Origin of the sequence: Shouchella rhizosphaerae (genome assembly GCF_900142675.1) — a bacterium.
Taxonomy (GTDB): Bacteria; Bacillota; Bacilli; order Bacillales; family Bacillaceae_D; genus Shouchella; species Shouchella rhizosphaerae.
On the sequence record NZ_FRBS01000001.1, the window covers coordinates 197,096 to 219,342 of the forward strand.

26 protein-coding genes are annotated in these 22,247 nt (G+C 44.3%); 14 read left to right on the forward strand and 12 right to left on the reverse strand.

What is annotated here, in order from left to right:
* Position 1: 1 nt before the first annotated feature.
* The 5 genes from BUC05_RS00980 to BUC05_RS00995 form a co-directional block, all read right to left on the reverse strand.
* Positions 2-457, reverse strand: coding sequence for an RNA polymerase sigma factor (locus tag BUC05_RS00980; RefSeq protein WP_011246357.1), 456 nt, complete (start codon positions 455-457; stop codon positions 2-4).
* Positions 458-735: 278 nt separating this feature from the next.
* Positions 736-1,833 carry an ABC transporter ATP-binding protein gene (locus BUC05_RS00985; protein ID WP_011246358.1) on the reverse strand — a complete coding sequence of 366 codons (1,098 nt, stop codon included), beginning with the start codon at positions 1,831-1,833 and terminating at the stop codon, positions 736-738.
* Positions 1,834-1,944: 111 nt separating this feature from the next.
* Positions 1,945-2,808, reverse strand: a complete 864-nt coding sequence (locus tag BUC05_RS00990; protein ID WP_073303957.1) for a PucR family transcriptional regulator — start codon at positions 2,806-2,808, stop codon at positions 1,945-1,947.
* A gap of 142 nt (positions 2,809-2,950) precedes the next feature.
* Positions 2,951-3,112 carry a hypothetical protein gene (locus tag BUC05_RS21360; protein ID WP_011246360.1) on the reverse strand — a complete coding sequence of 54 codons (162 nt, stop codon included), beginning with the start codon at positions 3,110-3,112 and terminating at the stop codon, positions 2,951-2,953.
* A gap of 45 nt (positions 3,113-3,157) precedes the next feature.
* Positions 3,158-3,382, reverse strand: coding sequence for a YheE family protein (locus tag BUC05_RS00995; RefSeq protein WP_011246361.1), 225 nt, complete (start codon positions 3,380-3,382; stop codon positions 3,158-3,160).
* Positions 3,383-3,534: 152 nt separating this feature from the next.
* Here BUC05_RS00995 and BUC05_RS01000 point away from each other — a divergent pair, with 152 nt between their 5' ends.
* The 3 genes from BUC05_RS01000 (at position 3,535) to BUC05_RS01010 (ending at position 6,117) form a co-directional block, all read left to right on the forward strand.
* Positions 3,535-4,680, forward strand: a complete 1,146-nt coding sequence (locus BUC05_RS01000; RefSeq protein WP_035204470.1) for a DUF445 domain-containing protein — start codon at positions 3,535-3,537, stop codon at positions 4,678-4,680.
* 74 nt (positions 4,681-4,754) lie between these two features.
* Positions 4,755-5,111 (forward strand): YlbF/YmcA family competence regulator, encoded by a 357-nt coding sequence (locus BUC05_RS01005; RefSeq protein WP_011246363.1) that lies wholly within the window; start codon positions 4,755-4,757, stop codon positions 5,109-5,111.
* Between the two features lie 154 nt (positions 5,112-5,265).
* Positions 5,266-6,117: an HAD-IIB family hydrolase gene (locus BUC05_RS01010; protein ID WP_035204474.1), complete on the forward strand. Its 852-nt coding sequence runs from the start codon at positions 5,266-5,268 to the stop codon at positions 6,115-6,117.
* 146 nt (positions 6,118-6,263) lie between these two features.
* On the opposite strand, the gene BUC05_RS01015 is transcribed toward BUC05_RS01010, so the two are convergent.
* On the reverse strand, positions 6,264-6,443 hold the full coding sequence (locus tag BUC05_RS01015; protein WP_011246365.1) for a YhzD family protein: 180 nt from the start codon (positions 6,441-6,443) through the stop codon (positions 6,264-6,266).
* Positions 6,444-6,554: 111 nt separating this feature from the next.
* On the opposite strand from BUC05_RS01015, the gene BUC05_RS01020 reads away from it, so the two are divergent.
* The 5 genes from BUC05_RS01020 (at position 6,555) to BUC05_RS21190 (ending at position 10,753) form a co-directional block, all read left to right on the forward strand.
* Positions 6,555-6,875 carry a hypothetical protein gene (locus BUC05_RS01020; protein ID WP_011246366.1) on the forward strand — a complete coding sequence of 107 codons (321 nt, stop codon included), beginning with the start codon at positions 6,555-6,557 and terminating at the stop codon, positions 6,873-6,875.
* A 246-nt stretch (positions 6,876-7,121) separates the two neighbouring features.
* Positions 7,122-7,802: a response regulator transcription factor gene (locus BUC05_RS01025; protein ID WP_011246367.1), complete on the forward strand. Its 681-nt coding sequence runs from the start codon at positions 7,122-7,124 to the stop codon at positions 7,800-7,802.
* On the forward strand, positions 7,799-9,202 hold the full coding sequence (locus tag BUC05_RS01030) for a sensor histidine kinase (RefSeq protein WP_011246368.1): 1,404 nt from the start codon (positions 7,799-7,801) through the stop codon (positions 9,200-9,202). Before BUC05_RS01025 ends, BUC05_RS01030 begins: the two co-directional genes overlap by 4 nt.
* 90 nt (positions 9,203-9,292) lie before the next feature.
* Positions 9,293-10,252, forward strand: a complete 960-nt coding sequence (gene yhaM / locus BUC05_RS01035) for a 3'-5' exoribonuclease YhaM (RefSeq protein ID WP_011246369.1) — start codon at positions 9,293-9,295, stop codon at positions 10,250-10,252.
* A gap of 222 nt (positions 10,253-10,474) precedes the next feature.
* Positions 10,475-10,753: a sporulation YhaL family protein gene (locus BUC05_RS21190; protein WP_070104799.1), complete on the forward strand. Its 279-nt coding sequence runs from the start codon at positions 10,475-10,477 to the stop codon at positions 10,751-10,753.
* 41 nt (positions 10,754-10,794) lie between these two features.
* On the opposite strand, the gene BUC05_RS01045 is transcribed toward BUC05_RS21190, so the two are convergent.
* Positions 10,795-11,832 carry a peptidylprolyl isomerase gene (locus BUC05_RS01045; protein ID WP_011246371.1) on the reverse strand — a complete coding sequence of 346 codons (1,038 nt, stop codon included), beginning with the start codon at positions 11,830-11,832 and terminating at the stop codon, positions 10,795-10,797.
* Positions 11,833-12,192: 360 nt separating this feature from the next.
* Here BUC05_RS01045 and BUC05_RS01050 point away from each other — a divergent pair, with 360 nt between their 5' ends.
* The gene (locus BUC05_RS01050; RefSeq protein WP_035204477.1) at positions 12,193-12,294 is read left to right on the forward strand and encodes a YjcZ family sporulation protein; all 102 of its coding nucleotides are present in this window, start codon (positions 12,193-12,195) and stop codon (positions 12,292-12,294) included.
* 133 nt (positions 12,295-12,427) lie between these two features.
* The gene (locus BUC05_RS01055; protein WP_073303959.1) at positions 12,428-13,045 is read left to right on the forward strand and encodes a YpmS family protein; all 618 of its coding nucleotides are present in this window, start codon (positions 12,428-12,430) and stop codon (positions 13,043-13,045) included.
* 15 nt (positions 13,046-13,060) lie between these two features.
* On the opposite strand, the gene BUC05_RS01060 is transcribed toward BUC05_RS01055, so the two are convergent.
* The 4 genes from BUC05_RS01060 to BUC05_RS01075 form a co-directional block, all read right to left on the reverse strand.
* The gene (locus BUC05_RS01060) at positions 13,061-13,651 is read right to left on the reverse strand and encodes an HTH-type transcriptional regulator Hpr (protein WP_035204480.1); all 591 of its coding nucleotides are present in this window, start codon (positions 13,649-13,651) and stop codon (positions 13,061-13,063) included.
* Between the two features lie 119 nt (positions 13,652-13,770).
* On the reverse strand, positions 13,771-14,127 hold the full coding sequence (locus tag BUC05_RS01065) for a YtxH domain-containing protein (protein ID WP_073303961.1): 357 nt from the start codon (positions 14,125-14,127) through the stop codon (positions 13,771-13,773).
* Positions 14,124-15,218 carry a 3-phosphoserine/phosphohydroxythreonine transaminase gene (gene serC, locus BUC05_RS01070; RefSeq protein WP_063608307.1) on the reverse strand — a complete coding sequence of 365 codons (1,095 nt, stop codon included), beginning with the start codon at positions 15,216-15,218 and terminating at the stop codon, positions 14,124-14,126. Before serC ends, BUC05_RS01065 begins: the two co-directional genes overlap by 4 nt.
* A 284-nt stretch (positions 15,219-15,502) precedes the next feature.
* Entirely contained in the window at positions 15,503-15,928 is a 426-nt protein-coding gene (locus BUC05_RS01075; RefSeq protein ID WP_011246376.1) for an HIT family protein, read from the reverse strand.
* Positions 15,929-16,099: 171 nt separating this feature from the next.
* Between BUC05_RS01075 and BUC05_RS01080 the strand changes: the two genes are divergently transcribed.
* From BUC05_RS01080 to BUC05_RS01090, 3 genes are read left to right on the forward strand one after another with little or no spacing between them, the layout of a single operon-like run.
* Positions 16,100-16,837 (forward strand): ABC transporter ATP-binding protein, encoded by a 738-nt coding sequence (locus BUC05_RS01080; RefSeq protein ID WP_011246377.1) that lies wholly within the window; start codon positions 16,100-16,102, stop codon positions 16,835-16,837.
* Entirely contained in the window at positions 16,830-18,056 is a 1,227-nt protein-coding gene (locus tag BUC05_RS01085) for an ABC transporter permease (RefSeq protein WP_035204486.1), read from the forward strand. Before BUC05_RS01080 ends, BUC05_RS01085 begins: the two co-directional genes overlap by 8 nt.
* Positions 18,057-18,081: 25 nt before the next feature.
* The gene (locus BUC05_RS01090; protein ID WP_011246379.1) at positions 18,082-18,792 is read left to right on the forward strand and encodes an EcsC family protein; all 711 of its coding nucleotides are present in this window, start codon (positions 18,082-18,084) and stop codon (positions 18,790-18,792) included.
* 150 nt (positions 18,793-18,942) lie between these two features.
* Here BUC05_RS01090 and BUC05_RS01095 read toward each other — a convergent pair whose 3' ends face one another.
* Positions 18,943-19,668, reverse strand: coding sequence for a cytochrome c biogenesis CcdA family protein (locus tag BUC05_RS01095; RefSeq protein WP_011246380.1), 726 nt, complete (start codon positions 19,666-19,668; stop codon positions 18,943-18,945).
* Between the two features lie 298 nt (positions 19,669-19,966).
* On the opposite strand from BUC05_RS01095, the gene BUC05_RS01100 reads away from it, so the two are divergent.
* Positions 19,967-22,114, forward strand: a complete 2,148-nt coding sequence (locus BUC05_RS01100) for a transglycosylase domain-containing protein (protein ID WP_035204489.1) — start codon at positions 19,967-19,969, stop codon at positions 22,112-22,114.
* Positions 22,115-22,247 lie beyond the last annotated feature (133 nt).

Sequence of the window (22,247 nt, forward strand, 5' to 3'; positions counted from 1 at the left end):
TTCATTCATCCTCCTCTAATTGTTTGCGCAGCGTCTTGATTGCTTGCGCTAAATGGTAGCGTACGGTTGATGCCGTTAACGCGGTTTGTTCGCTAATTTCGTTGCTGGAAAGCCCGATCCAATAGCGTTTGAAAACAATATCACTTTGAATAGGGGAGAGGGAGCGAAGCAAGTCCGCTGTTTCAATCGCTGTTAGGCCAGCAGCTTGAAAGGCTGGTTCGTTTGCTTCTTCCCACTCCGTTTCTCGTTGGAGCTTGCGGCGCTGGTCAATTAGCTCGTTTTTCATCACTCGATAAAACCATGCCTTTTGTTTATGGCGCGGCCACTGTTCAAGTTCGCTGTGTACCAGTGCTTTCTCGAACGCGTCTTGAAGCAAGTCATTGGCTTCGTGTTCATGGCGGGCAATTGAATAAGCGAAGCGCCGTAAATCTCCATGTAAATCTTCAAATGTCGCCAATATGTCACCTACCTATTCTGCATCTGTCCTCCGTTCATTGTACATTCAATCGAGATTCAATGTTTCCCTTTCATAAAGAGAACGTTTCAATGAACGAAACTGTTGGTCATTGATAAAAAAGTTTTAAGCAATGGGACGGCCTTCAAGAAAAGAGGATTTATAGTGGAAGCGAGCATGCTTGAAGGGAAGCAGTCATTATGTAGCAAAAAGAGGCCTTCCCCTGTTACGTACAGAGGCAAGGCCGCTTAGTGACTTTTTATCATGAGAAGTGAAACGTTTTAGCGAATGCGTTGTTCGTTTTCTGGGTTAAAGAAGTGTGCTTTATTCATATTAAAAGCAAGCTCAATCGTATCGCCGCTTTTCGCTGTTGTCCGTGAATCAACACGAGCGACGAATTCTTGGCCGTCAATCGATGAGTAAAGCACCATTTCAGCACCAGTCAATTCCGCTACATCGATCAACGCATTGATTTTCGTGTCTGGTGAGGAAGAAATGAATACGGGCTCATCATGAATATCCTCAGGGCGTATGCCGAGAATCAGTTCTTTATCTTGAAAGCCTTGTTCCCGTAAGATAGACATTTTCCCTTCTGGGACGCGTATGCGCTGCTCTTTGACTACGAAATCGCTTCCATCTAAATGGCCTGAAATAAAGTTCATAGATGGAGAGCCGATAAAACCGCCGACGAAAATATTTTCCGGATTGTCGTACACATCTTTCGGTGTGCCGATTTGTTGGATAAAGCCATCTTTCATGATAACGATCCGTGTCGCCATCGTCATCGCTTCTGTTTGGTCATGGGTTACATAAATGGTCGTTGTTTGTAAGCGCTTATGCAATTTTGTAATCTCAGCACGCATTTGCACACGAAGCTTCGCGTCCAAGTTGGACAGTGGTTCGTCCATTAAAAACACTTGCGGATCACGGACGATCGCCCGTCCAAGAGCAACACGTTGACGTTGCCCGCCGGACATTGCTTTTGGTTTCCGGTCAAGCATTTCTTCAAGTCCAAGGATTTTCGCCGCATTATGTACGCGGGTTTTAATTTCTTCTTTTTTAAATTTGCGCAGTTTAAGCCCGAATGCCATATTATCATATACGTTCATATGTGGATACAATGCGTAGTTTTGGAAAACCATCGCAATATCCCGGTCTTTTGGAGCGACATCATTCATTCGTTTATCGCCAATGATAAGGTCGCCTTGGGAAATCTCTTCAAGCCCAGCGATCATTCGCAATGTAGTGGATTTACCACAGCCTGATGGGCCGACGAAAACAATAAACTCCTTGTCTTCAATGTCTAAGTTGAAGTCTGTAACAGCCGTAACATCCCCATCATATACTTTATACACATTTTTTAATTGAATCGAAGCCATTTGTCGTTTCCCCTCCTTAGTTATTGTTTGTATTGTAACCCCTTTCATAATGATGGCGCTATGGAAAAAGTGCACAAAAAATAACGGTCAACCTGTGCAGCATGCCGCGGGTTATGGAAGCAGCAAAGCAACAAAGGCGGCGTTTGGAAAAGTGCGTATATCAATTCCAGTGACGGCAACAAACTTGTCGATTCTGTATTGCAAGCTATTGCGGTGCAAATGGAGGGTTTTAGCCGCTTTTGTGCTATTCATATTTTCCAGTAAGTATACGCGTACCGTTCTTACCAGCTCTTTGTCGTCAACAATTTCCTGAGGAAGAAAATGGGCGCGCAGCTTTTCGAGCTCGAACGAAGGGGTTTGCTTTAGTAAGTAAGCTAAACCAGCTTCCGCTGCTTGCAATACGTGGCGCTTCTTTTTGGTTTGATCGTCTTTACAGAAAGCAAACAACTCGCTTTCAAATCGCCATGCCGCCTTTGCTTTTGGTCCTTCCACTGGTGTGCCGACCATGAACGAGATGCCGATGTAAAAGTCTGTTTCAATCAATTCGACAACTGCATCTAAATCAACATCCTCTGCGGCCGAAGGGAACAACAACATGCCGGACATGCTGTTTTGCCATACGAAACAAGTATAGGGAGGAAATGTATTAAGAACCGCTTCACGAAAAGCGGCAAAGTCTTCAAGAGGCTTTTCCAATTGAAAATGAACAGCGCAAATGGTTTCTTCTGTTGGCGGCTGTTGCCCGTCGCCGAACAAATAAGCGTGCCATGCGTTTTCTTCTTTTGTTTGTGGAGCAGGAGGAGACAGAGGTTCACTTAAAAGCAAAGACAACAATAGCTGCTCTCTGTCTGTTAGCTTTTGGCGGTTAAAAGAAACCGTATCACGGCTTTCTGATTGCAGCGCCCAACGATCCGACAGGTTGTCCCCTGGTTTCCATAAGGCATGGGCAAATTGTGTTTTTAGTTCAGTGATCATCGTTCACGTACCTTTCCAGGTCTTTTTAGGCTAGTATAACAAAAAAGAAGCCTCTCGGAGGCTTCTTTTCACGCTTCTAAACGTCTCTTCCCTTACCGCCAGCGCTGCTGGCTGCGGTTTGTGTTTGTTGGACTAGAAAAAACTAAGAGCGCTTGCTTTGTTTTTCTTGGGGGACATCTTCTTCAATCCGTCCGCCTGAGCGGGGGTTAACGGTTCCTCCATGTAAACCTTCATTCACATATCGGTCCACGTCCAGTTCAAATTTTGCCCGCGCCTCAGAGTCCCGTTTTTCTTTGTTTGGCATCATCATCCCTCCTGGTATTAACATGCACCAAAAGAGTCAAAATGATTAAATATGCTGTTCTGCTTCATACACATGGTAAAGCATTAAATCATGGATCGATTTTTCTAATTGCAACTGTTTATTTATGTCATGAGGGGCGTTTTGCCACAAAATTGAGCCGTCATAGTGGTACGTGCCAGCGACAAAGCGCCCTTCAAAATAGCAAGAAAAACTCCATTTTTGTTTACGGCCGTGGACAGAAAGAGGCTTGTATTGGAAATGGACAAGCACAGAAAACACCTCCATTTTTATGTAAGGGCTTACATAGAGTGTACCATAGGTGGCATTTCATGATCAAAAAAAATCAGCTATAATAGAACAATGGATTTAGGTCCGCATTCCTGGAAAAAGGAGGAAGCCTGCTGGCTTTAGAAAGCAGGCATATGACTGTGCACTGGATATGGTTAGTACTTTTACTCGCCGTCGTCGGCGCTATTGTAGGTGCGGCGACAAACGCCCTTGCAATCCGCATGTTATTCCGCCCCCATCGGGCATACTCAATTGGCAAATGGCAACTTCCCTTTACACCTGGCTTACTGCCTCGGCGACAAAAAGAACTTGCCGTCCAGCTTGGCAATATTGTCGCCAATCATTTGCTTACAGCTGAGGGGCTCGGCAAAAAATTTGGCAGTACCGCTTTTGCAGCTGAACTAACCAACTGGCTAAAAAAACAGCTTGCGAGCTGGCTTAGGAGCGAACGAACCGTTGAGTCGATTTTAAAGCCGCTGTTTCAGGCAGATATTGGCCGTGAACAGCTTGTCGTCCAATCCAAATCATGGCTGAAGGACCGCCTCAAACGCTATTTACAAAAAAACAAGGAAGTGCCTATTAAAAGCGTCGTCCCACAAGAATTGCAGGATCGTTTGACGGACTGGCTTCCAGAGGCGTCAGCCTTGTTGTTAAAACGGGCAACCGCTTATATTGACAGCGAAGAAGGCGAGCAGCGGATTGGTGCAATGGTGAGACAGTTTTTGACGACAAAAGGAAAAGTCGGCAGCATGGTATCCATGTTTTTTTCTGCTGATAAGTTGACGGAATATGTGTTGCCTGAAATTAAAAAATTCCTTCATGATGAACAGACAAAGGAAACGGTGCAAAGCTTGCTTCAAACGGAGTGGCACCGTATGCTCAACAGACCGCTTGCTTCTTTTCAGGCAGAGAACTATGTCGATCAGTTTGTTGATAAAGCTGCAGAAGAGCTTGAAGGAAAGATACCTGTTTTAAATTGGTATAACGCGCCTTTAAGTACATGGACAACGCCATATGCAGAACCACTCGTTGAACGGGGTGTCCCTGTCATTGTCGGCATGGTAACGGTTTACATGGAACAACATATTGCCGATATCCTTAGCAAGCTCCGTCTGGAGGAAGTAATTGAAGAGCAAGTAGCCTCGTTCTCAATGGCGCATTTAGAAAAATTAATAATGAACATTACGAGACGGGAATTGCATATGATTACCCTTCTCGGCGGCTTGATTGGCGGAATCGTCGGCCTCATTCAAGCCGTTATCGTACATTTTTTCTATTAATTGGCCCATATGGCGTGATTTACGGTCGACTTCATGTTATAGTCGGTGAGACTAGCCTTTAGGAGTGATAATGAATGAGCAATGCGTATGATAAAGCGCACGAGCTAAAAGAAGCGTTAGCAGAAACGCAAGAATTTAAGTCGCTTTACGACTTGCATCGGCAAATTGATGCGGACGACATCGCTAAAAAAATGCTTGAAAATTTCCGGAAGCTTCAGCTCGATTTGCAGCAAAAGCAAATGCAAGGCGTGCAAATTAGCGAAGAAGAAGCGCAACAAGCACAGCAGCAATTTGAACTCGTTTCCCAGCATGAATTGATTTCAAAATTGATGGATGCGGAGCAACGGTTAAGTGTGATTATTACAGACTTGAACAAAATCATTACCGAGCCACTTGAGCGCATTTATGGCGAACCGCCACAAGAGCAATAAGTTTTTTACGATCTGCCGAACAAGGCAGGTCGTTTTTTTATGGCCGGTCCGCAAGCGGCAAACAGCCAGTTCTACTTTTTTCCTCGTCATCATAATACTAGTACAGAATGAGGCAAGTTCACAGTACATCAAGAGAATTGAAGGGGGAATGGATGTGAAGGCCTATAAACTGCTGGCGGTCAATATTGATGGAGCCATTTTTGGCAAAGATTCGAAGATAAGCAGGAGGACGAAAGAGGCGATCAATTATTTAAAGTATAAAGGGATCACAGTTGTCCTGACGACATCACAGCCTTTTTCACGGGCACAAAAGGCTGCAAAAGCATTAAAGCTTGATGGCATGGTAATCGCTCATGGAGGAGCGCTTGTGGCAGATACAGATAGAAATGAATGGTTTAATCGCCAGCTCGAAATGGATACAACACTTGATTTCTGCCATATCCTTGAACGTTTCGACTGTGATGCCCGCCTATTATATGGCGACCACGCTGTGGCGACTCGGCCCTTGCAAAAACAAAACTTGCTTGCACGAATGTCATTCAGTTCTCCTGGTGAACAGTTAATGTACCCGACCACTTATGTAGATTCCCTTTATGAGCAAGTTCTGAAAGAAGGGAGCGGGCCGCTTAATATCTCCGTAAAATGTGAAAACAGTACAGACTTGGACCATATTTGCGAAGTGTTACAGAAAGAGATCCAAAGCATTGAAATGAGCCGCATAAACAGGAAAGAGTGCATATTTGTTGGTGCTGGTGCTGGAAAAGCACGGGCATTGCAATGGCTTACGAAACAGCGAGGCATGGAGATGGAAGATGTTGTAGCGATTGGCATTGGTGAGGAGGATATTGACATGATAGAAATGGCAGGCCTCGGGGTAGCGATGGGCAATGCCAGTGGAAAACTAAAAGAAAAAGCCTCCTGGGTCACACGGAATGTTGACCAAGACGGCTTTGCCTTTATGGTCCATGAACTGTTCCGAAAGCAACTACGGCTACAAGTGGATTAGGGTCCATCTCTGTCGTAGGGTAAAGACGATAGAAATCGCTCAACAGGCATTGTTATTTTTTGCGCAGATGCTCATCGATTCGCTCTTCACTGTCTGGAATAGGGCAACATTCCGTAGCCGCTCTTTTAAGAAAAGGGCGGTATTTTCTATCGGCAGAATAACAGCAGCTTGCCGCTTCTCGTCAACCGATGGGTGAGCTTTTCCGCCTGCGCTTCTTTTAACCGTAATGTGGCTGTTCGGATCGCTTCATCGTCCGTTGCTGCTTCAAACCGTTCATTTAACACTTCTGAACTGTCTTTTTGAAAAGCAGTCAAATAGTAAACCATTGGTTCGCCTCCTTTTGTTTGATAGCGTTTCCATTAGTATAGCATGAAAAAAAGTGTGCATTCACCTATTTTCCATGAGTGAATACAATATCGGCAAAGGGGGAATAGTGGATGTCAGTAGAAACAATTAAGTCATTATGCCAGCGGTACACCAATTATCCCGTCAAATTGACGGCACATGACGGCGTCGAACTTGAAGCCATTATTGAATATGTTGACAATGAGAATGCCCATGTCCTTTATCCAGTTGACGAGAATGAAAAACCAATACGCTTGTCCCAATTAGAAGGATTTTCTAGCGCAATGGAAATGCGCTATCCGTATAGCTATCCATACTATGGCTACCCGCCTTACGGCTTTGGTGTCAGGCCATTTGGCTGGCGTCGCTGGGTGCTACCGCTTGCAGCCCTTGCTGCTATTGCTCTGTTATAGGCATGCTCCAGCTAAGGGCATGCCTTTACATATTTCTTGAGAGTGAGGAAGATTACGTAAATTCAGCGGAAAGTTCGCGATTTAAAACGAAATTATGTAAAATAAAGCTATACCACTTGAAGGTGTCGATAAATGGTTAGGGATTTCCTGTTTATGGGCAGGTAACTGAAAGTGAAAACCTAAAGAGGACAAGCTTTTAGACACAATTGTAGATGAAATTGACTGGAGCTGTTAGGAGGATTGCAGATGGAAACATATAATATTTACCTAGTAGAAGATGAAGCGAATTTATCAGAGGTATTAAAGGCTTATTTGCAAAAGGAAGGATGGAACGTCACCGTTTTTCTCGACGGCAATGCTGCTATTGAGGCGGTCCCGGATAAACCGCATTTGTGGGTATTGGATATTATGTTGCCTGGGACCGACGGCTACCAAGTTTTGAAAGCTATTAAAGAGCAAGAAGACACGCCAGTTATTTTCATTTCTGCACGTGACCAAGACTTAGATCGTGTGCTTGGTCTTGAGATGGGCAGCGATGATTATTTGGCAAAGCCGTTTTTGCCACAGGAACTGATTATCCGTGTAAAAAAGCTGCTTAATCGTGTTTACGGTACGTCGTCAGCAGAATCGCAAAAAATTGAGCTGAACAACTACAGCATTGACCCAATCGGCCGCACGATTGTCGATCTAGAGGCCAATAATGACACGGTTGATTTAACGACAAAAGAAATGGATTTAATGTTGCTGTTGTCTGCTGATATTGGCAAGGCGTTTTCTCGGGAAAAAATCATTGAGCATGTTTGGGGCGAAAATTATTTTGGTTCAGAACGGGCAGTGGACGATGTAGTCCGCCGCGTCCGTAAAAAAATGCCGCGTATCCACTTAGAAACGCTCTATGGTTACGGATACCGCATTTTGTCTTCATGATTAAAATCAACTTGACGAAACGAATATGGCTAGCATTCGTTTCGTTAATTGTGCTTGTTGTCCTTTCGATTACCATTGTTTACCCACTTTCGATCAGAGGAACGCTTACCGAGGAAACGTACCGTTTAATTGAAAACGATGTTAGGCAGCTTCTTTCTGGGGAGAATGACTACTTTCCGTTCCAGCCAGGGTTTTACCAGGCCAGGGAGCAACGTTCAACGGTTTCTTATTCATTTCGTTTATCTGAAGCTGGTGTAAGCTATATTGACCCACGGTTAGTTCCCCCTTACGAAGTGAATAATGAAATAGTCCAGAATGCTTTAGAACAAAAGGGACAGCATGGCCGTTATGAAACCACAATTGATGAACAAACGCTATTTTATGTAATCACCAAAATCTCGGACAGTCAATTCCTTGTCACGTATATGTGGGACACATACCGTGACGAGATGGTAAACCGTTTATGGGAGCGGCTGCTATACTTATTGTTGTTAGCAAGTGCCTTAAGTTTGTTCCCGGCGATTTGGCTAAAGCATTATTTGCGCCAGCCTCTTGCCGTGCTTGAGAACCATCTTGAGCAAATTGCCAACCGTAATTGGCAAGAACCATTGCGATGGGAGGGAGATAAGGATTTCGAACGCCTATCTTACCAATTTGAACGGATGCGGCAAAACTTAAATAGCTATGACCGAGCGCAAAAGACATTCATCCAACATGCATCCCACGAGCTCAAAACGCCAATTATGGTCATTAAAAGCTACTCCCAGTCTGTGAAAGATGGGATTTTGCCAAAAGAAAATTTGGAGCAAACGATGGACGTCATCACGGAAGAGGCAAACCGGATGGAACGCCGCGTAATTGACATGCTTTATTACACAAAGCTCGACCAAATGAAGAAAGATCAGCTTAACGTTGGGCCATTCCCGTTCGGAAAGCTAGCATACCAGATTGAAGAACGGTTCCGCTACCAGCGCGATGATGTAACCATTTCCGTTGAAGGGGCAGAAGTCATTGTCGAAGCTGACATTGAACAATGCGAAGTGTTGTTGGAAAACCTCGTTGAAAACGGGTTGCGTTATGCGAAGCATCGCTTGTATATTCGCGCTGAACAAGATGAGAGGAACTGTTATCTCATTGTCGAAAATGAAGGAGAACCGATTGACGCTGATTTGACTAAGCTATTTAACCCTTTTTATAAAGGCAATAAAGGCAAATTTGGACTCGGGCTGGCAATCGTCAAGCAAATAGCGGAGCTTCATCGGGGAAGTGCACGAGTGGAAAATATCGATGATGGCGTCCGATTCACCATAACGTTGCCGAAGACAATCAAGCCTAAGCCTATTGAACCAAAACGGAAAGAACGGCGAAAAGAAGCAAAAGCTGACAAAAAAGAGCGCTAGCCTATGGGTGCGCTCTTTTTGTTTTCAACCCCTTTAAAGCGAATCGTATGCTATACTGAAAGGAAGATTAGAAGCTTAAGAGGTGAGACGATGGCAAAAGGCATTAGACATCATCGAGTGGGGGAAGCGGTAGATGGTTATTTATTAATTAAAACCGCCACAAAACAAATCGCTAGCAACTCAAAGCCTTTTTTGACGTTGATTCTTGGCGACCATACCGGTGAAATTGAGGCTAAACTTTGGGGGATTTCCCCAGAAGATGAAGCGACCTTTGTCAATAAAACAATTGTCCATATCCAAGGAGACGTGATTGACTATCGGGGGCGGCTTCAGCTTAAAATTGCCAGCATCCGCCCGACATCAGCGATGGATGGCGTTCACTTAAATGATTTTGTCCGATCAGCTCCCTTGGCGCCAAATGATATGCTCGATGAAGTCAATCAATACATTTTTGAAATCCATAATCCCCATATCCAACGGATTACACGCTTTCTCCTAAAAAAACACCAACAGGCATTTTTAGAATCGCCAGCGGCTACAAAAAACCATCATGAGTTTATGTCCGGCTTGGCATTCCATGTTGTATCGATGCTACGGATTGGCAAAAGCTTAATAGAGCTTTATCCAACTCTTGACAAAGACTTGCTTTACGCAGGCATCATTTTGCACGATTTAGGCAAAGTTCGTGAGCTATCTGGCGCGATTGATACTACCTATACGTTAGAAGGGAAGCTTCTTGGCCATATTTCCATCATGTCCAATGAAATTGCTCAAGCTGCCAAAGAGCTAGAAATTGACGGGGAAGAGGTTCTTATTCTTCAGCATCTTATTTTAAGTCACCATGGGAAAGGGGAATGGGGCAGTCCAAAAACCCCTGTAGTGAGGGAGGCGGAAGTTCTCCATTTAATTGATAATATTGATGCGAAGATTAATATGATGGATCGGGCGCTTGAACGGGTACAGCCAGGAGAGTTTTCGGAACGGGTTATGGCTCTTGATAATCGCAGTTTTTATAAACCGAGCTTTCATAAAAAGCCAATAGAGTTATAGGTTCCAACGGTTAAACCTAATACCCTCGTTCCCATGCTTGGAATCCCGTCATTCATGAACGCTATTCTCGGTTTCACACGGATTGGGACATCGGCAGACAAGCGTTTTCTATCAGTCTCGATGGTTTTGTCGACTTTGATCCTCTCTACAGTTCTATTCTATTTTTCCCATGCATACGTTTTACTAGAAAGCCAAAACGGATGTGGAAGGATGGACGATACGATGAAACCTAAAAAGACAAGCCAGTTCATTGCTCTGGGAGCTGTTGCCGTCTTAGCGATTGTCTTCATTGTGACTCAAACTTCACTACTATCAGTCATAACAAGCAGCCCCTGGTGGATGTATGGTTTGATTATCGGCATTTTGTTTAGCGGATATATGTGGGTAAAAACAATGAAGGAAGAAAACGAGGCTGACCAGGAGTGGATCGAGCAAGAGGGAAATGTTTACATGGCCCGCTTGGAGGCCGCCAAAGCTCGCAGGGAAGCACAACAGAAATAAGAGCAAGCGACAGCATTGCGCTGTTGCTTGCTCTTTCTTTATTATTCTTCAGTATCTTCGCTGTTGTTTTCGTTAGAGGTATCTGCTTCTGTATCTTCAGCAGACTCATCTTCCTCTGTGTTTTCCTCGTCAGCAGGTTCTTCTCCGTTCTCTCCGTCAGCAGGTTCTTCCTCAACGGCAGGCTCTTCGATTGGCGTTGTGTACTGGGTGACAATGGCATCGAATTCCTCGTCGTTAATTTTCACATTGTATTTGTCAATCAGCTCTCCTAAAACAGTAGTAAAATCTTTCCCTTGCTCGGAGATGATTTGGTCGTAGACAAAGTCACGGTTGTCTTCAAAAGTATCGAGTTTATCTGTTACTTCAATGATGTGGAAGCCAAACTGCGATTCGACAGGATCACTAATGTCATTCACGTCCAAACTGAAGGCAACCTCTGAAAATTCAGGCACCATTTGTTCTCGGTCAAAGGTACCAAGGTCGCCGCCATTGGCAGCCGATTGCGTGTCCGTAGAATATTCTTCGGCCAACTCAGCAAAGTCTTCGCCATCGTTTAAGCGGTCTTTGACTTCATTTGCTGTTTCTTCATCTTCTACAAGAATATGGCGCGCTGTAATCTGTTCAAATTGTTCTTGGTTTTCTTCAAAATAAGTTTGAAGGGTTTCGTCTGATGTGTCTACGCCTTCTGCGCTAAGTTGCTTCATGGCGATTTCAGGCACAATGAGTTCTTCTTTTAATTGATCAATATTATCAAGCGGATAGCCGGAATTCGTAAAGAAGTTGACTAAGTCTTCATCAGACTCCACATTATAATCGGATTTTAAATCTTCGATCATTTCATTTATTTCATCATCGCTAATGTCCATATCCTCACTAGCACGTGTTAGCAATGCTGTACTCATTTGGTTGACAAACTGCTGTTGGGCTTGCTGCGTCTCTTTAAAAGAATCATATAGATCATCTTTTGTGAGAGCTGTTTCCCCATCAATTTCCACTACTGCGTTTTCGCTGTCATCGCTACAACCAGCAAAGACGGTTAAGCTGACAGCACCTACTGCTGCTAATACCAACTTTTTCATTCAGGCACACTCCTCGGTGATCACGAATTTTCTTTTTCAAACTGCTTGTCCGTAGGCAAACAGCTAGTTTATCAAGGTTCACAAACCATACTATACCATAAATACGTGCTGCCAACAATCGCCGGATAAGGAATGAAATTGGGCAAATTGCCCAGTACCCATAATTTGTTTTTGCATAGGATATGGTAACAAAGCATAGAGGAGCTGTTTGAAAGCCAAGCAAAAAGCGAAATTGCGCCATTTATCGTATGGTTTTTCAAAAATTACAGGTCAAACAGTGCGCTTGGTCCCAATCAGGCGGCATCCCTCTAATATGCTTTTATCAAATATCTTGTGAAATTATCAAAGGAGGAAATGTACATGAGTTATGCAGGCGGAGGATACGGGTACCACGGCGGATTCGCCTTAATTGTTGTGCTTTTCATTTTGCTAGTTATTATTGGTGCATCTTGGATTTGCTAGTCCGCTCATGCCATCCGGCTCTCCCCCGGATGGCTTTTCCATGAAAAAGGGACTATTCAAAACGGGTAAAAAAGGGTATAACGGTAAACAGATGCTTTTTCTTGTGGACAAGCTAATGAAAGGTGTGTAGGGGATGCAGCAAAAAAGAGTGACGCAGACAGACCGATTCTACAAAGTCGGCTTTTTTGTTGCGGCTAGCCTGTTTGTATTGCTAACAACGGCAATTATTGTGTTTTTCATCTATTTATTCGCAGGCTCTGAGGAGGCGCGTTTGCCGGCAACTGAACAACAGGGGACAAGCGGCGACATGTTGTCCATTCAGCTTAACCGTGACCAAATGAATATGCTGCTAGCAGATTTGACAAAGTCTGGAGAAGACGTGCCGTTTGCTTTTCACTTAGCGGAAGACGGTGTTTATTTGACAGGAGAAGTAAATGTTTTCATTGGAGACGTTGATTTATCGATGAGATTTGCGCCTGAAGTGCGTGAGGATGGATCGCTTTTATTAAAAGCTGAACATTTAAACGCAGGTGCGCTTCAAATTTCTCCAGCCTATGCATTACGGATTTTTTCCCAACTCGCTGATTTGCCTGAGTGGGTGACAATTTACCCTGCAGAAGAAAGTGTGCTGTTACATCCAAGCGAAATAAAAGAGACATTGCCATATGGCTTGCGGTTCAACAATGTTGATTTAGCTCATGATGAAATTGAGTTAGGTTTGGTGCGCTCTAACAGTACGGCGGATAATTAATTATCCGCCGTTTTTTTATTTTGCAGGTTGCAAGGGGAAGAGGTTGGCAGAAGCCAGTTTTAAATGGCCGTCTTTTTCTTCAACATCATTTTGGAAATCAGTTAGACAAGCATCAAACTGCTCAATAAACTCCGTGCCATAAATATGGCGGACAATACAAATAAGCTCAGAGAATTCCGGAAATTTCCCATAAAGTTCTTTCATCGGCACCGCTCCTTGGTAGACATGGTACGTATGCTCATTAAAGGCTCTCATCGTCTCAAGGAACAGTTGTCGGCCAGAGTCTGTTAGACAAATGTACGTATTCCGTTTGTCGTCTTTTTTCTTTGAAAATGAAAGCAATCCCCTTGCTTCAAGTTTTTTTGAAAAATTAAAGGCGGTGGAGACATGCATAACACCGTGTGAAGCGATGTCTGAAATAGTGGCGCCATTAAGCTGATAGGCAATCCAAAGAATATGGTGTTCGTTTAAATTAAGGTGGAATGGTTTAATCCATGCTTGCCAATCTTTTTCAACAGATTTCCAGAGGGCTTTGCTTAACAACGCCATTTTATGGCTAAAGACAATCGATTCTTTTAATGGGTGGTTCAAATCCATCTCCTCCATTCCGAAAACTTGTTAAACAAATGTTATCTTTATATATTTTCTTATATTATGCCGAAAAATCGACAATAAATAAAGAGCCAATTTTCAGGAAAAAAGCATCCCCGTGCTTAAACGCATGTTTAGGCACGGGATTTGTCTTTATTTAACTGGCTAATGGATGCTTGCGCTTCATTGATGTGGCGTTGTAATGCTTCGGTTGCCGGTTTCGTTTCTGTCTTCCATTGCTCAATCGATTGGCTAAGTTCGGAAGCAGTTTGTTTACCGACAGATTTAGCTAAATCGACGACTGTTGCCGTGTGGCTGGCGACTTGTTTCGCTTGCAAGGAAATGGTTTGAAGACAATCTTTGCTAGAGTTGTATGTTTGTTGCAAACATGCCCGCGTTTCCCCGCCACTGCGTGGAGCTGACAGCAAAGTAGCAAGACCAGCAGAGACAAAGCCTATAGCGATTCCGGCTACCAAGGAACATTTTTTCATACGGTGGCTCCTTTCTCGGCATGTTTATTTTTAAATTGTTTCATAAAATCAACAAGCGCTTCACAAGAGGCGTAAGGCACAGCATTATAAATGGAAGCCCTTAGCCCTCCAACTGAACGGTGACCATTAAGACCGACAAACCCTGCTTCTTTCGCTTCCTGTAAGAACACAGAAGTCAACGCATCATTTGCTAATGTAAACGTGACGTTCATGTTTGAGCGTGAATCTTGGGCGGCGTGGCCAATGTAAAAACCGTCGCTTTCATCTATCGCCTCATATAAAAGTTGCGCTTTTGCTTTATTCCTGTTTTCGATTTCCGTTAAACCACCAGATTCTTCTAGCCAGTCGAGGACTAGACCGAGCATATAAATCGAAAACACAGGAGGTGTATTGTAAAGGGAATTTGATTTAACAAACGTATCATAAGACAACATTGCAGGAAGACCGCTTTTAGCTCGCTGCAAAAACGCATCTTGGATCAATACTAGCGTTACCCCTGAAGGGCCTAAGTTTTTTTGGGCTCCGGCATAAATTAGGCCAAATTGGTTTACGGGGATGCGGCGCGAGAAGATGTCGCTTGACATATCACACACGAGTGGCGCTTTCGTATTGGGAAAGGCATGCCACTGGGTTCCATATATCGTATTATTTGATGTCATGTGGACATACGAATCTTGCGCATGTTCGCTAATCTGGTTTAAAGCAGGAATTTGTTTATAATTGCCGTCTTTTCCCGATGCGCCAATGACTGTTTTGCCGAAATGTTTGGCTTCTGCGAGCGCTTTTTCTGACCATGCTCCTGTCAGTATATAAGTTGCTTGCGAATCAAGAAAATTCATCGGCACCATTGGGAATTGTAAGCTGGCGCCCCCTTGCAAAAACAGGATGTGGTAGTCATCAGGAACTTCCAACAATTTTCTTATTTTCTTAATCGCATGAGTATGGATGCGGTCATACGTGTCGCCGCGGTGGCTCAGTTCCATGACCGACATGCCTGTCCCGTCAAAATTGACCAGTTCTTTTTGCGCTCTTTCTAAAGCTTGTTTTGGAAGAGCTGCAGGGCCTGCGTTAAAGTTATGCACATCGTTCAAGGCTGACCACTCCTAGTATCTTTATTGCTTTAAAGTGTGTTATTATCAGAATCATACCACAGTTTGGCGTCATCATGTGCATTTTTCCAAAAAAGTTTTATGAAAAAATGACTTTCTCCCACCAAGCCAAGCTTTAAAAGCTTAGTTTTATAGCGTATGTTGCTGCAGCGTTTTTTCGAACGTGATCGGCTGTCGACAAAGTCAATCAGGCTGTTCGAAAACGCTTGTCGAACACGACGGTTGGCGCGTTTGTCTACAGCCTGACACCTTTTAAGACTCTTCATTTAAAAATTCATTTTTATCTTTTCAGCGGACGCTTGCAATGATTCCATATCCGGTGTTCCTACAGTAGCTTCTTTCCATAATGAGCCATATAAACCTGTCTCGCCATACCGAGGGAGGAGATGGAGATGGTAATGAAAGACGGTTTGCCCGGCAGCCTCGCCATTGTTATTTAAGATGTTCATCCCGGCAGGAGCGAACTCTGCTTTTAAGGCTGAAGCCAGCTTTGGCACTGCCGCAAACAACGTTGCTGCTGTTTTCTCAGGCAGGCTAAAAATATCGGCATGGTGTGCTTTAGGGATAACTAATGCGTGTCCTTTTGTCACTTGCGAAATGTCAAAAAAGGCAACAATCTCGTCGTCTTCATAGAGTTTGACGGCAGGAATTTCTCCTTGGACAATTTTACAAAATACGCAATTACCGGACATACTATCACCTCATCATTTAATATACAGCCAGTTTACCTGCAATAAAAAGGAGAAGCAACGTCTTTTCAATAAAGGAATACAGGACGACGGTGTGGAAAGGGGTATGGCTGTCCATAGAAAGTGCGCGATGTAAAAAAATTTGCTACACTTACTTCAAGGAGTGATTAGGACGTGCTGACAATTGAACATTTGACCGGCGGTTATTCGCCGAAAAAACCGGTTTTGCATGATGTGTCTTTTACTGTAAACAAGCAAGAAATTGTCGGCTTGATCGGGTTAAATGGTGCTGGGAAAAGCACCACCATCAAACATGTCTTAGGATTAATGGACCCGATGAGTGGGGACGTGAGAATAAATGGACTTGCTTTTGCCGATGATGCCGACACATATAGACGCTCTTTTGCCTACATACCTGAAACGCCGCTCCTGTATGATGAGTTAACATTGTGGGAGCACTTGCGTTTAACGAGTGTCGCTTATGGAATCGATGACAGCGTTTTTGAAGAAAGGGCTGAAAGGCTGTTAAACGAATTTAATATGGCGAAAATGAAAAAATGGTATCCGAACCATTTTTCAAAAGGAATGCGCCAAAAAGTGATGATTATGAGCGCTTTTTTGACAGAGCCGTCTCTTTATGTTGTCGATGAGCCCATTGTGGGTCTTGATCCGGTAGGGATTACATCGTTTTTAAATTGGATTTCGAAAATGAAGGACAGGGGCGCTGCTGTGTTAATGTCTACCCATATTCTTGCTACAGCAGAACGCTATTGCGACCGCTTTGTCATTTTACACCAAGGACAAGTTGTTTTGGCTGGTACGCTTGCCGACATGCGCGAAGCAATCGGCAAACCAGACGCAACGCTTGATGACATTTATATTGAAATGACGAAGGAAGAGCGCCATGATTGACGGCAAATCATTGTGGGCAGACCGCTGCCACAACTACTGGAGGGAAGCGCAAGGCTATTTAAAGCTAATTTTAAACAGCGGCTTTGTCGGTTCGGTTTTCTTTTTGTTTTTGTTTTTAACGGTCTACTACCAGCAATTTCTTGAAACAATGCCGGCCGATTTTCCTGTAGCAGAGCTGCTTACCGTACTATTTGCCTGGAGGCTGACAGCTGGCCATATCCGCACGTTTGTCAAGCCCGCCGATATTGTCTTTTTGTTGCCGTATGAAGAGCGGCTTCGTCCTTATTTTGCCCGTTCCATTGCTTATTCGATTGCTTGGCAATCAAGCTATATTGTGTTGTTGTTTATGGCAAGCGGGCCAATGTTTACAGCAAGAGGCGGAAGCGGAACTGTTTTTTGGGTAACGCTTGTCTTGCTGTTAGCAGTCAAAGCATGGAATATGTTAGCGGTGTGGTATGAACAACGTCTAACATCCAGAGGAGAACGAGCTTCGCATATCGTTTTAAGGCTATTGTTGAACACGGCTGTTGCGTACTTGCTGTTTGATCAAGCGCCTTACTGGCTCACGCTTGCATTGCTTTTGTTGATGGCGTTATTGTACGTCTTTTATTTCCGGATGCTCAAAACAAAGCATGTACTAAAATGGGATCGTTTAATTGAAATCGAAAGCGGAATGGTTTTGTTTTTTTACCGGATTGCCAATGCCTTTACAGATGTGCCTCAACTTCGGAAAAAAGTACGGGCAAGGACCTATATGCAATGGGCAATTCCTCTGCTTGGCGGCGACAAGCGTGCTGTTTACCAGTACTTATATGCCCGGTCGTTTATTCGTGCCAATGATTATCTTGGAACGTATGTCCGTTTATTGCTAGTAGGTTCCCTTATCCTTTACATTCTTCCTTCGGGCTGGATGCAAGTTGGGGTTGCTTTCTTGTTTACCCATATGACGATGATGCAGCTTTCGACGTTGTCTTTTCATCATGCTACAAGTACGTGGGTCGATTTGTACCCGATTCGGCCAGGGGAGCAAAAAACGGCTATGTCGCAGTTAGTATTGCGATTGTTGGCCGTGCTTGTGCTTGTATTTGCCCTCATTGTCTTGGTCTCTACTTCAGTCATTTTCGGCTTGCTTACACTTGTTGCTACTGGTGTATTGGCATTTTACGGCAGCCAGACGCTCATTCATCGCAAAAGAGGAAAATACCGGCGTATTCGGTAATATACATGAAATAAGGAGTGATTTCATGTATGAAAAAGAAGTGGAAGAGGAGCTAAGGCGCTGGCAGCGTAAAATGAAAAAGCGGCCATCACGTCTTTCATCTAAAACAAAGGAATGGCAAAATAAAATCAACGACAGGCTTCCCGGCGTTTACCACCAGACAGCAACGATTTGCGTCCAAAAAACGATTGAAGCTGTGCTTGCAGGGAATACGTTCGTGACAAAAGAGCCTGAGGAAAAGCCAATGACGTTAAAAGAGTGCGACGACGAAGTGCGTCGCCTTTTCCAACTATACCGGAGAACTGCTGTTTTTGAAGGGATTGGCACTGGAGCGGGGGGCGTGCTTTTAGGCTTAAGTGATTTTCCATTATTGCTTTCCATTAAATTTAAAGCACTGTTTGCAACGGCCGCGGCATATGGATATTCGCCTAAGGAAGAGTCGGAACGTCAACTGATTTTGCTCATTTTTCAACTCGCTTATTCGTCTGGCGACGATAGAGCCGAATTGTTGGAGGCGATAAGCGACCATTTAGAACAACGTCTCCTAGCGACTGATTGGCAAGCACTGCAGTTGCGCTATCGCGATTATATCGATGTGCCAAAAATGTTTCAGCTTATTCCTGGATTCGGGGCTGTTGTTGGTGGAGCAGTCAACCATACATTGCTCGAAAAGCTAGAAGAAACAGCAATGAACGTCTATCGCATGCGCTGGCTCAATCGCTTAAATATGCAATAATGATACGGTAAAACAACAAAGGGAGCGCCACGTGGCGCTCCCTTTCGGTTGTAGTCAAACGCTCGATTCTTCGTTGTTCGTCTCGCTTGTCAAGCGTTTTCTATCAGTCTGAGTGATTTTGTCGGCTTTGCCCCTCTATATGGTATGGTGTTACCCGAGCCATGACGGGGTATAACGGGACATAATAGCAGCAAGGGCGGAAAATTGGCCGGTAAACAACAGAAGGCCGAGGACAATCATCATGTATCCGCTCACTTTCTGGATCGTTGGCAAATACTTGTTCAGTCGCTTCATTTTATGTAAGGAGCGGGACCAAAGAAGGGCAATCAACAAAAAAGGAATGCCAAGCCCTGCTGAATAAACAAACAACAGGAATGTGCCGTCCCAGAGCTTGCCTGTTGTCGAAGCAAGTGCCAAAATCGCTGACAGAACCAAACCAACGCAAGGCGTCCATCCTGCTGCAAATAAGAAGCCTAGCAACAGCGATTTTGAAAAGCTTGCCGCCGACTTTGGTTTTGCCTGCAAGCGTTTGTCTGTAAACAAAGCACGGATTGACAAAAGCCCGGCCATTTGCAACCCGAATAAAATAATAATAATGCCACCGATTCGCTCAAGCAAAAAACGGTTGCCCATAAACAATTGGCCGATTGCCGTGCTTGTTAGGCCGAACAACATAAAGACAATAGTAAATCCAGCGATAAAGCCAAGGCTTCGCGATAGGATGACACGGCGGGGGGCAGAAACCGCACCGGCAGAAACCGCTGATCCAGTCAATTGAGATAAATAGGCAGGCAGCAACGGGAATATGCAGGGTGAAAAAAAAGAAACGAGTCCTGCTAGAAATGCAACGCTTACAGTGACTTCCATTATGAACATGACACTCCTTCTTGCCTTAAACTCGTCTATCCATATAATATGCTAGCTCAAGTGTAACATGCTTAGGAAGAAGCGCGAAGGGTTTTGTCAAAAAATCACGAATGGGCTCAATGAAAACAAGCGTAATAGGGGGAAGTTATGAAGTTTGCGTGGATAATTGCGAAATAAGTTGTAAAAACACGAATGACTGTGCGCGCTTTTGTATTTTCCGGTATGATAATTGAAGCATTGGCAAGCAACGTTTACGTGCTTGTGCTAAAGGTCAAGCAAATGCCAGTGGCCTAAAGGGGGTCATCGGATGGTCAAAAAACTCGCACTAGCGGCTGGCATCGTAGCAGCAATGATGGTGCTTTCCTTTTTAATCTTTGCCGTCGCCATATTGGCGGGCACGTACCAAATCGATGAAGAAAAGCTAATGATGAATAATTCAAGTGTAATCGTTGATACCGACGGCAACGTCATCACGAACTTATATATGGAAAATCGTGAAGTGATTCCAATTGAACAAGTCCCTGAACTTGTTCAACAAGCATTTGTCGCAATGGAAGATTCCCGCTTTTATGAACACCAGGGCATTGATTTTAAAGCGATTGGCCGTGCCCTTTACCGTGATATTCTAGCAGGTGCCAAAGTAGAGGGGGGCAGCACCCTTACACAGCAACTTGCTAAAAATTTGTTTCTCTCCAACGAAAAAGCATGGCTACGGAAAACAAATGAAGTGCTTATCGCGATGAATTTAGAGCGGCGTTACAGCAAAAGCGAGATATTGGAAAAGTACTTAAATCAAGTTTATTTTGGCCACGGCGCTTATGGGATTGAAGCAGCTGCCCATTTGTATTTTAACAAGCCAGCTTCAGAATTAACCATTTATGAAGGAGCCTCCCTTGTAGCTGTCGTGAATGCACCAAGCGCATTTTCGCCAATTGATGAACCGGAGCGCAACAAAGAGAGACGTGATTTAGTGCTGAAGGTGATGGCGCAACAAGGGTATTTAAGCACTGAGGAAGCTGAGGAAGCGCAGAGCCAACCGCTGGAAACCGACAGACAAGAGCAAACGGTGGATGAGTCGTTGTATACGTACATTGATATGGTCATGGATGAAGCGAGTGAGCGATTCAACATTAGCCACGAAGAGCTGCTAACTGGCGGGTACCGGATTGTGGTTCCAATGAATTTGGAGTTGCAAAAGAAAACATATGAGGCGCTGCAAAACGATCGTTTCTTCCCAGAAGAAAACAAAGACGCCCAAAGCGCTATGATGTTTATGGACTCAGAAACAGGCGGCATTCTCGCTGTCCAAGGGGGCCGTGATTATGTGCGGCGCGGCTTAAACCGCGTGAATGTAAAGCGGGCGCCTGCTTCAACATTTAAGCCGTTAGCGGTGTTTGCTCCGGCATTAGAAAGTGGCATATATCAGCCTTATTCGTTGCTGCGCGATGAATTGCTTCAGTACGATGACGGCTATACACCTAAAAATGTAAATGGCGAATATAGTGGCGAAATGACGATGTATGAAGCACTGACCACATCCTCCAACGCTCCAGCAGTATGGCTTTTAAATGAAATCGGCATTCAGGAGTCTGTGTCAACGCTCAAAAAGTTCGGCTTTCACTTGCCTGATAGGCAGCTCTCCTTGGCACTCGGAGGCTTGCGAGAAGGGGTAACTCCTTATGAGATGGTACGTGCTTACCGAGCATTTGCCCATGAAGGACAAATTATTGAACCTCATGTGATTAGAGACATCTATGACAGCAATGACAAACGTATCGGCGGTGCTAAGCCTGTTGAAACACAAGTCATTAGTGCCCAAACAGCATGGTCGATGACAAGAATGCTGGAAAATGTCATGGCTGCTGGCACAGGTGCAAGTGGACCTGCAACTACGTCTGCGGTTGCGGGTAAAACAGGAACGCAAGGATACGAGGCAGTTGCCGGGGCAAACAGCGATGTGTGGTTTGTTGGCTATACGCCAAAAGTGGTTGGTGCCGTTTGGATGGGGTATGACCAAACAAACGAAAGCCAATACTTCGCCGGGGGAAGTGGCTATCCGACACGGTTGTTCAAAGAAATGGTCAACTCCTTTCCTGCTTCATTGCAGGCAACGGCGTTCGAACAGCCTGAAGGTACTGCTGATTTAGCTTCTCCGCTAGCAATGGAAAAGATTGAAGGTTTCACGGCCCAATACACGATTGGCGGCAAAGGTTTAATAAGTGTTCAGTTAGAATGGGACGCGGTTGAAGATGAGCGTATTGCCTTTAATGTGTATGAAGTCGACGGTGATTCCAAGAAACAAGTTGCTTCCAAATTAACAGAACCTCATTTTACGATTGGAAAAATGAATCCATTCTCTTTGCCGAAATACCAAGTGGTCACCTATGACCTAGAAACGGATACCGAAGGGGCTGCTTCTGAAGCGCTCGAACCTTCGTTTTCATTTTCATTCTAAAGCCGCTCCTGTAGCGGCTTCTTTGTTTTTATAGATGGGGCAAATCTCATAAAACTAGGGAATGAACGAAAGCAACATTCATTTGAGCCGTAAGATCGCGGCTTTTTTTAGAATAGCTCAATTTCGTGACAAT

Bases quoted from the DNA above. Each gene is read 5' to 3' on its own strand.
- BUC05_RS00985 (WP_011246358.1), bottom strand. From the start codon at position 1,833: ATGGCTTCGATTCAATTAAAAAATGTGTATAAAGTATATGATGGGGAT.
- BUC05_RS00990 (WP_073303957.1), bottom strand. From the start codon at position 2,808: ATGATCACTGAACTAAAAACACAATTTGCCCATGCCTTATGGAAACCA.
- BUC05_RS21360 (WP_011246360.1), bottom strand. From the start codon at position 3,112: ATGCCAAACAAAGAAAAACGGGACTCTGAGGCGCGGGCAAAATTTGAA.
- BUC05_RS01000 (WP_035204470.1), top strand. From the start codon at position 3,535: ATGACTGTGCACTGGATATGGTTAGTACTTTTACTCGCCGTCGTCGGC.
- BUC05_RS01005 (WP_011246363.1), top strand. From the start codon at position 4,755: ATGAGCAATGCGTATGATAAAGCGCACGAGCTAAAAGAAGCGTTAGCA.
- BUC05_RS01015 (WP_011246365.1), bottom strand. From the start codon at position 6,443: ATGGTTTACTATTTGACTGCTTTTCAAAAAGACAGTTCAGAAGTGTTA.
- BUC05_RS01020 (WP_011246366.1), top strand. From the start codon at position 6,555: ATGTCAGTAGAAACAATTAAGTCATTATGCCAGCGGTACACCAATTAT.
- BUC05_RS01025 (WP_011246367.1), top strand. From the start codon at position 7,122: ATGGAAACATATAATATTTACCTAGTAGAAGATGAAGCGAATTTATCA.
- BUC05_RS01030 (WP_011246368.1), top strand. From the start codon at position 7,799: ATGATTAAAATCAACTTGACGAAACGAATATGGCTAGCATTCGTTTCG.
- yhaM (WP_011246369.1), top strand. From the start codon at position 9,293: ATGGCAAAAGGCATTAGACATCATCGAGTGGGGGAAGCGGTAGATGGT.
- BUC05_RS21190 (WP_070104799.1), top strand. From the start codon at position 10,475: ATGAAACCTAAAAAGACAAGCCAGTTCATTGCTCTGGGAGCTGTTGCC.
- BUC05_RS01045 (WP_011246371.1), bottom strand. From the start codon at position 11,832: ATGAAAAAGTTGGTATTAGCAGCAGTAGGTGCTGTCAGCTTAACCGTC.
- BUC05_RS01050 (WP_035204477.1), top strand. From the start codon at position 12,193: ATGAGTTATGCAGGCGGAGGATACGGGTACCACGGCGGATTCGCCTTA.
- BUC05_RS01055 (WP_073303959.1), top strand. From the start codon at position 12,428: ATGCAGCAAAAAAGAGTGACGCAGACAGACCGATTCTACAAAGTCGGC.
- BUC05_RS01060 (WP_035204480.1), bottom strand. From the start codon at position 13,651: ATGGAGGAGATGGATTTGAACCACCCATTAAAAGAATCGATTGTCTTT.
- BUC05_RS01065 (WP_073303961.1), bottom strand. From the start codon at position 14,127: ATGAAAAAATGTTCCTTGGTAGCCGGAATCGCTATAGGCTTTGTCTCT.
- BUC05_RS01075 (WP_011246376.1), bottom strand. From the start codon at position 15,928: ATGTCCGGTAATTGCGTATTTTGTAAAATTGTCCAAGGAGAAATTCCT.
- BUC05_RS01085 (WP_035204486.1), top strand. From the start codon at position 16,830: ATGATTGACGGCAAATCATTGTGGGCAGACCGCTGCCACAACTACTGG.
- BUC05_RS01090 (WP_011246379.1), top strand. From the start codon at position 18,082: ATGTATGAAAAAGAAGTGGAAGAGGAGCTAAGGCGCTGGCAGCGTAAA.
- BUC05_RS01095 (WP_011246380.1), bottom strand. From the start codon at position 19,668: ATGTTCATAATGGAAGTCACTGTAAGCGTTGCATTTCTAGCAGGACTC.
- BUC05_RS01100 (WP_035204489.1), top strand. From the start codon at position 19,967: ATGGTCAAAAAACTCGCACTAGCGGCTGGCATCGTAGCAGCAATGATG.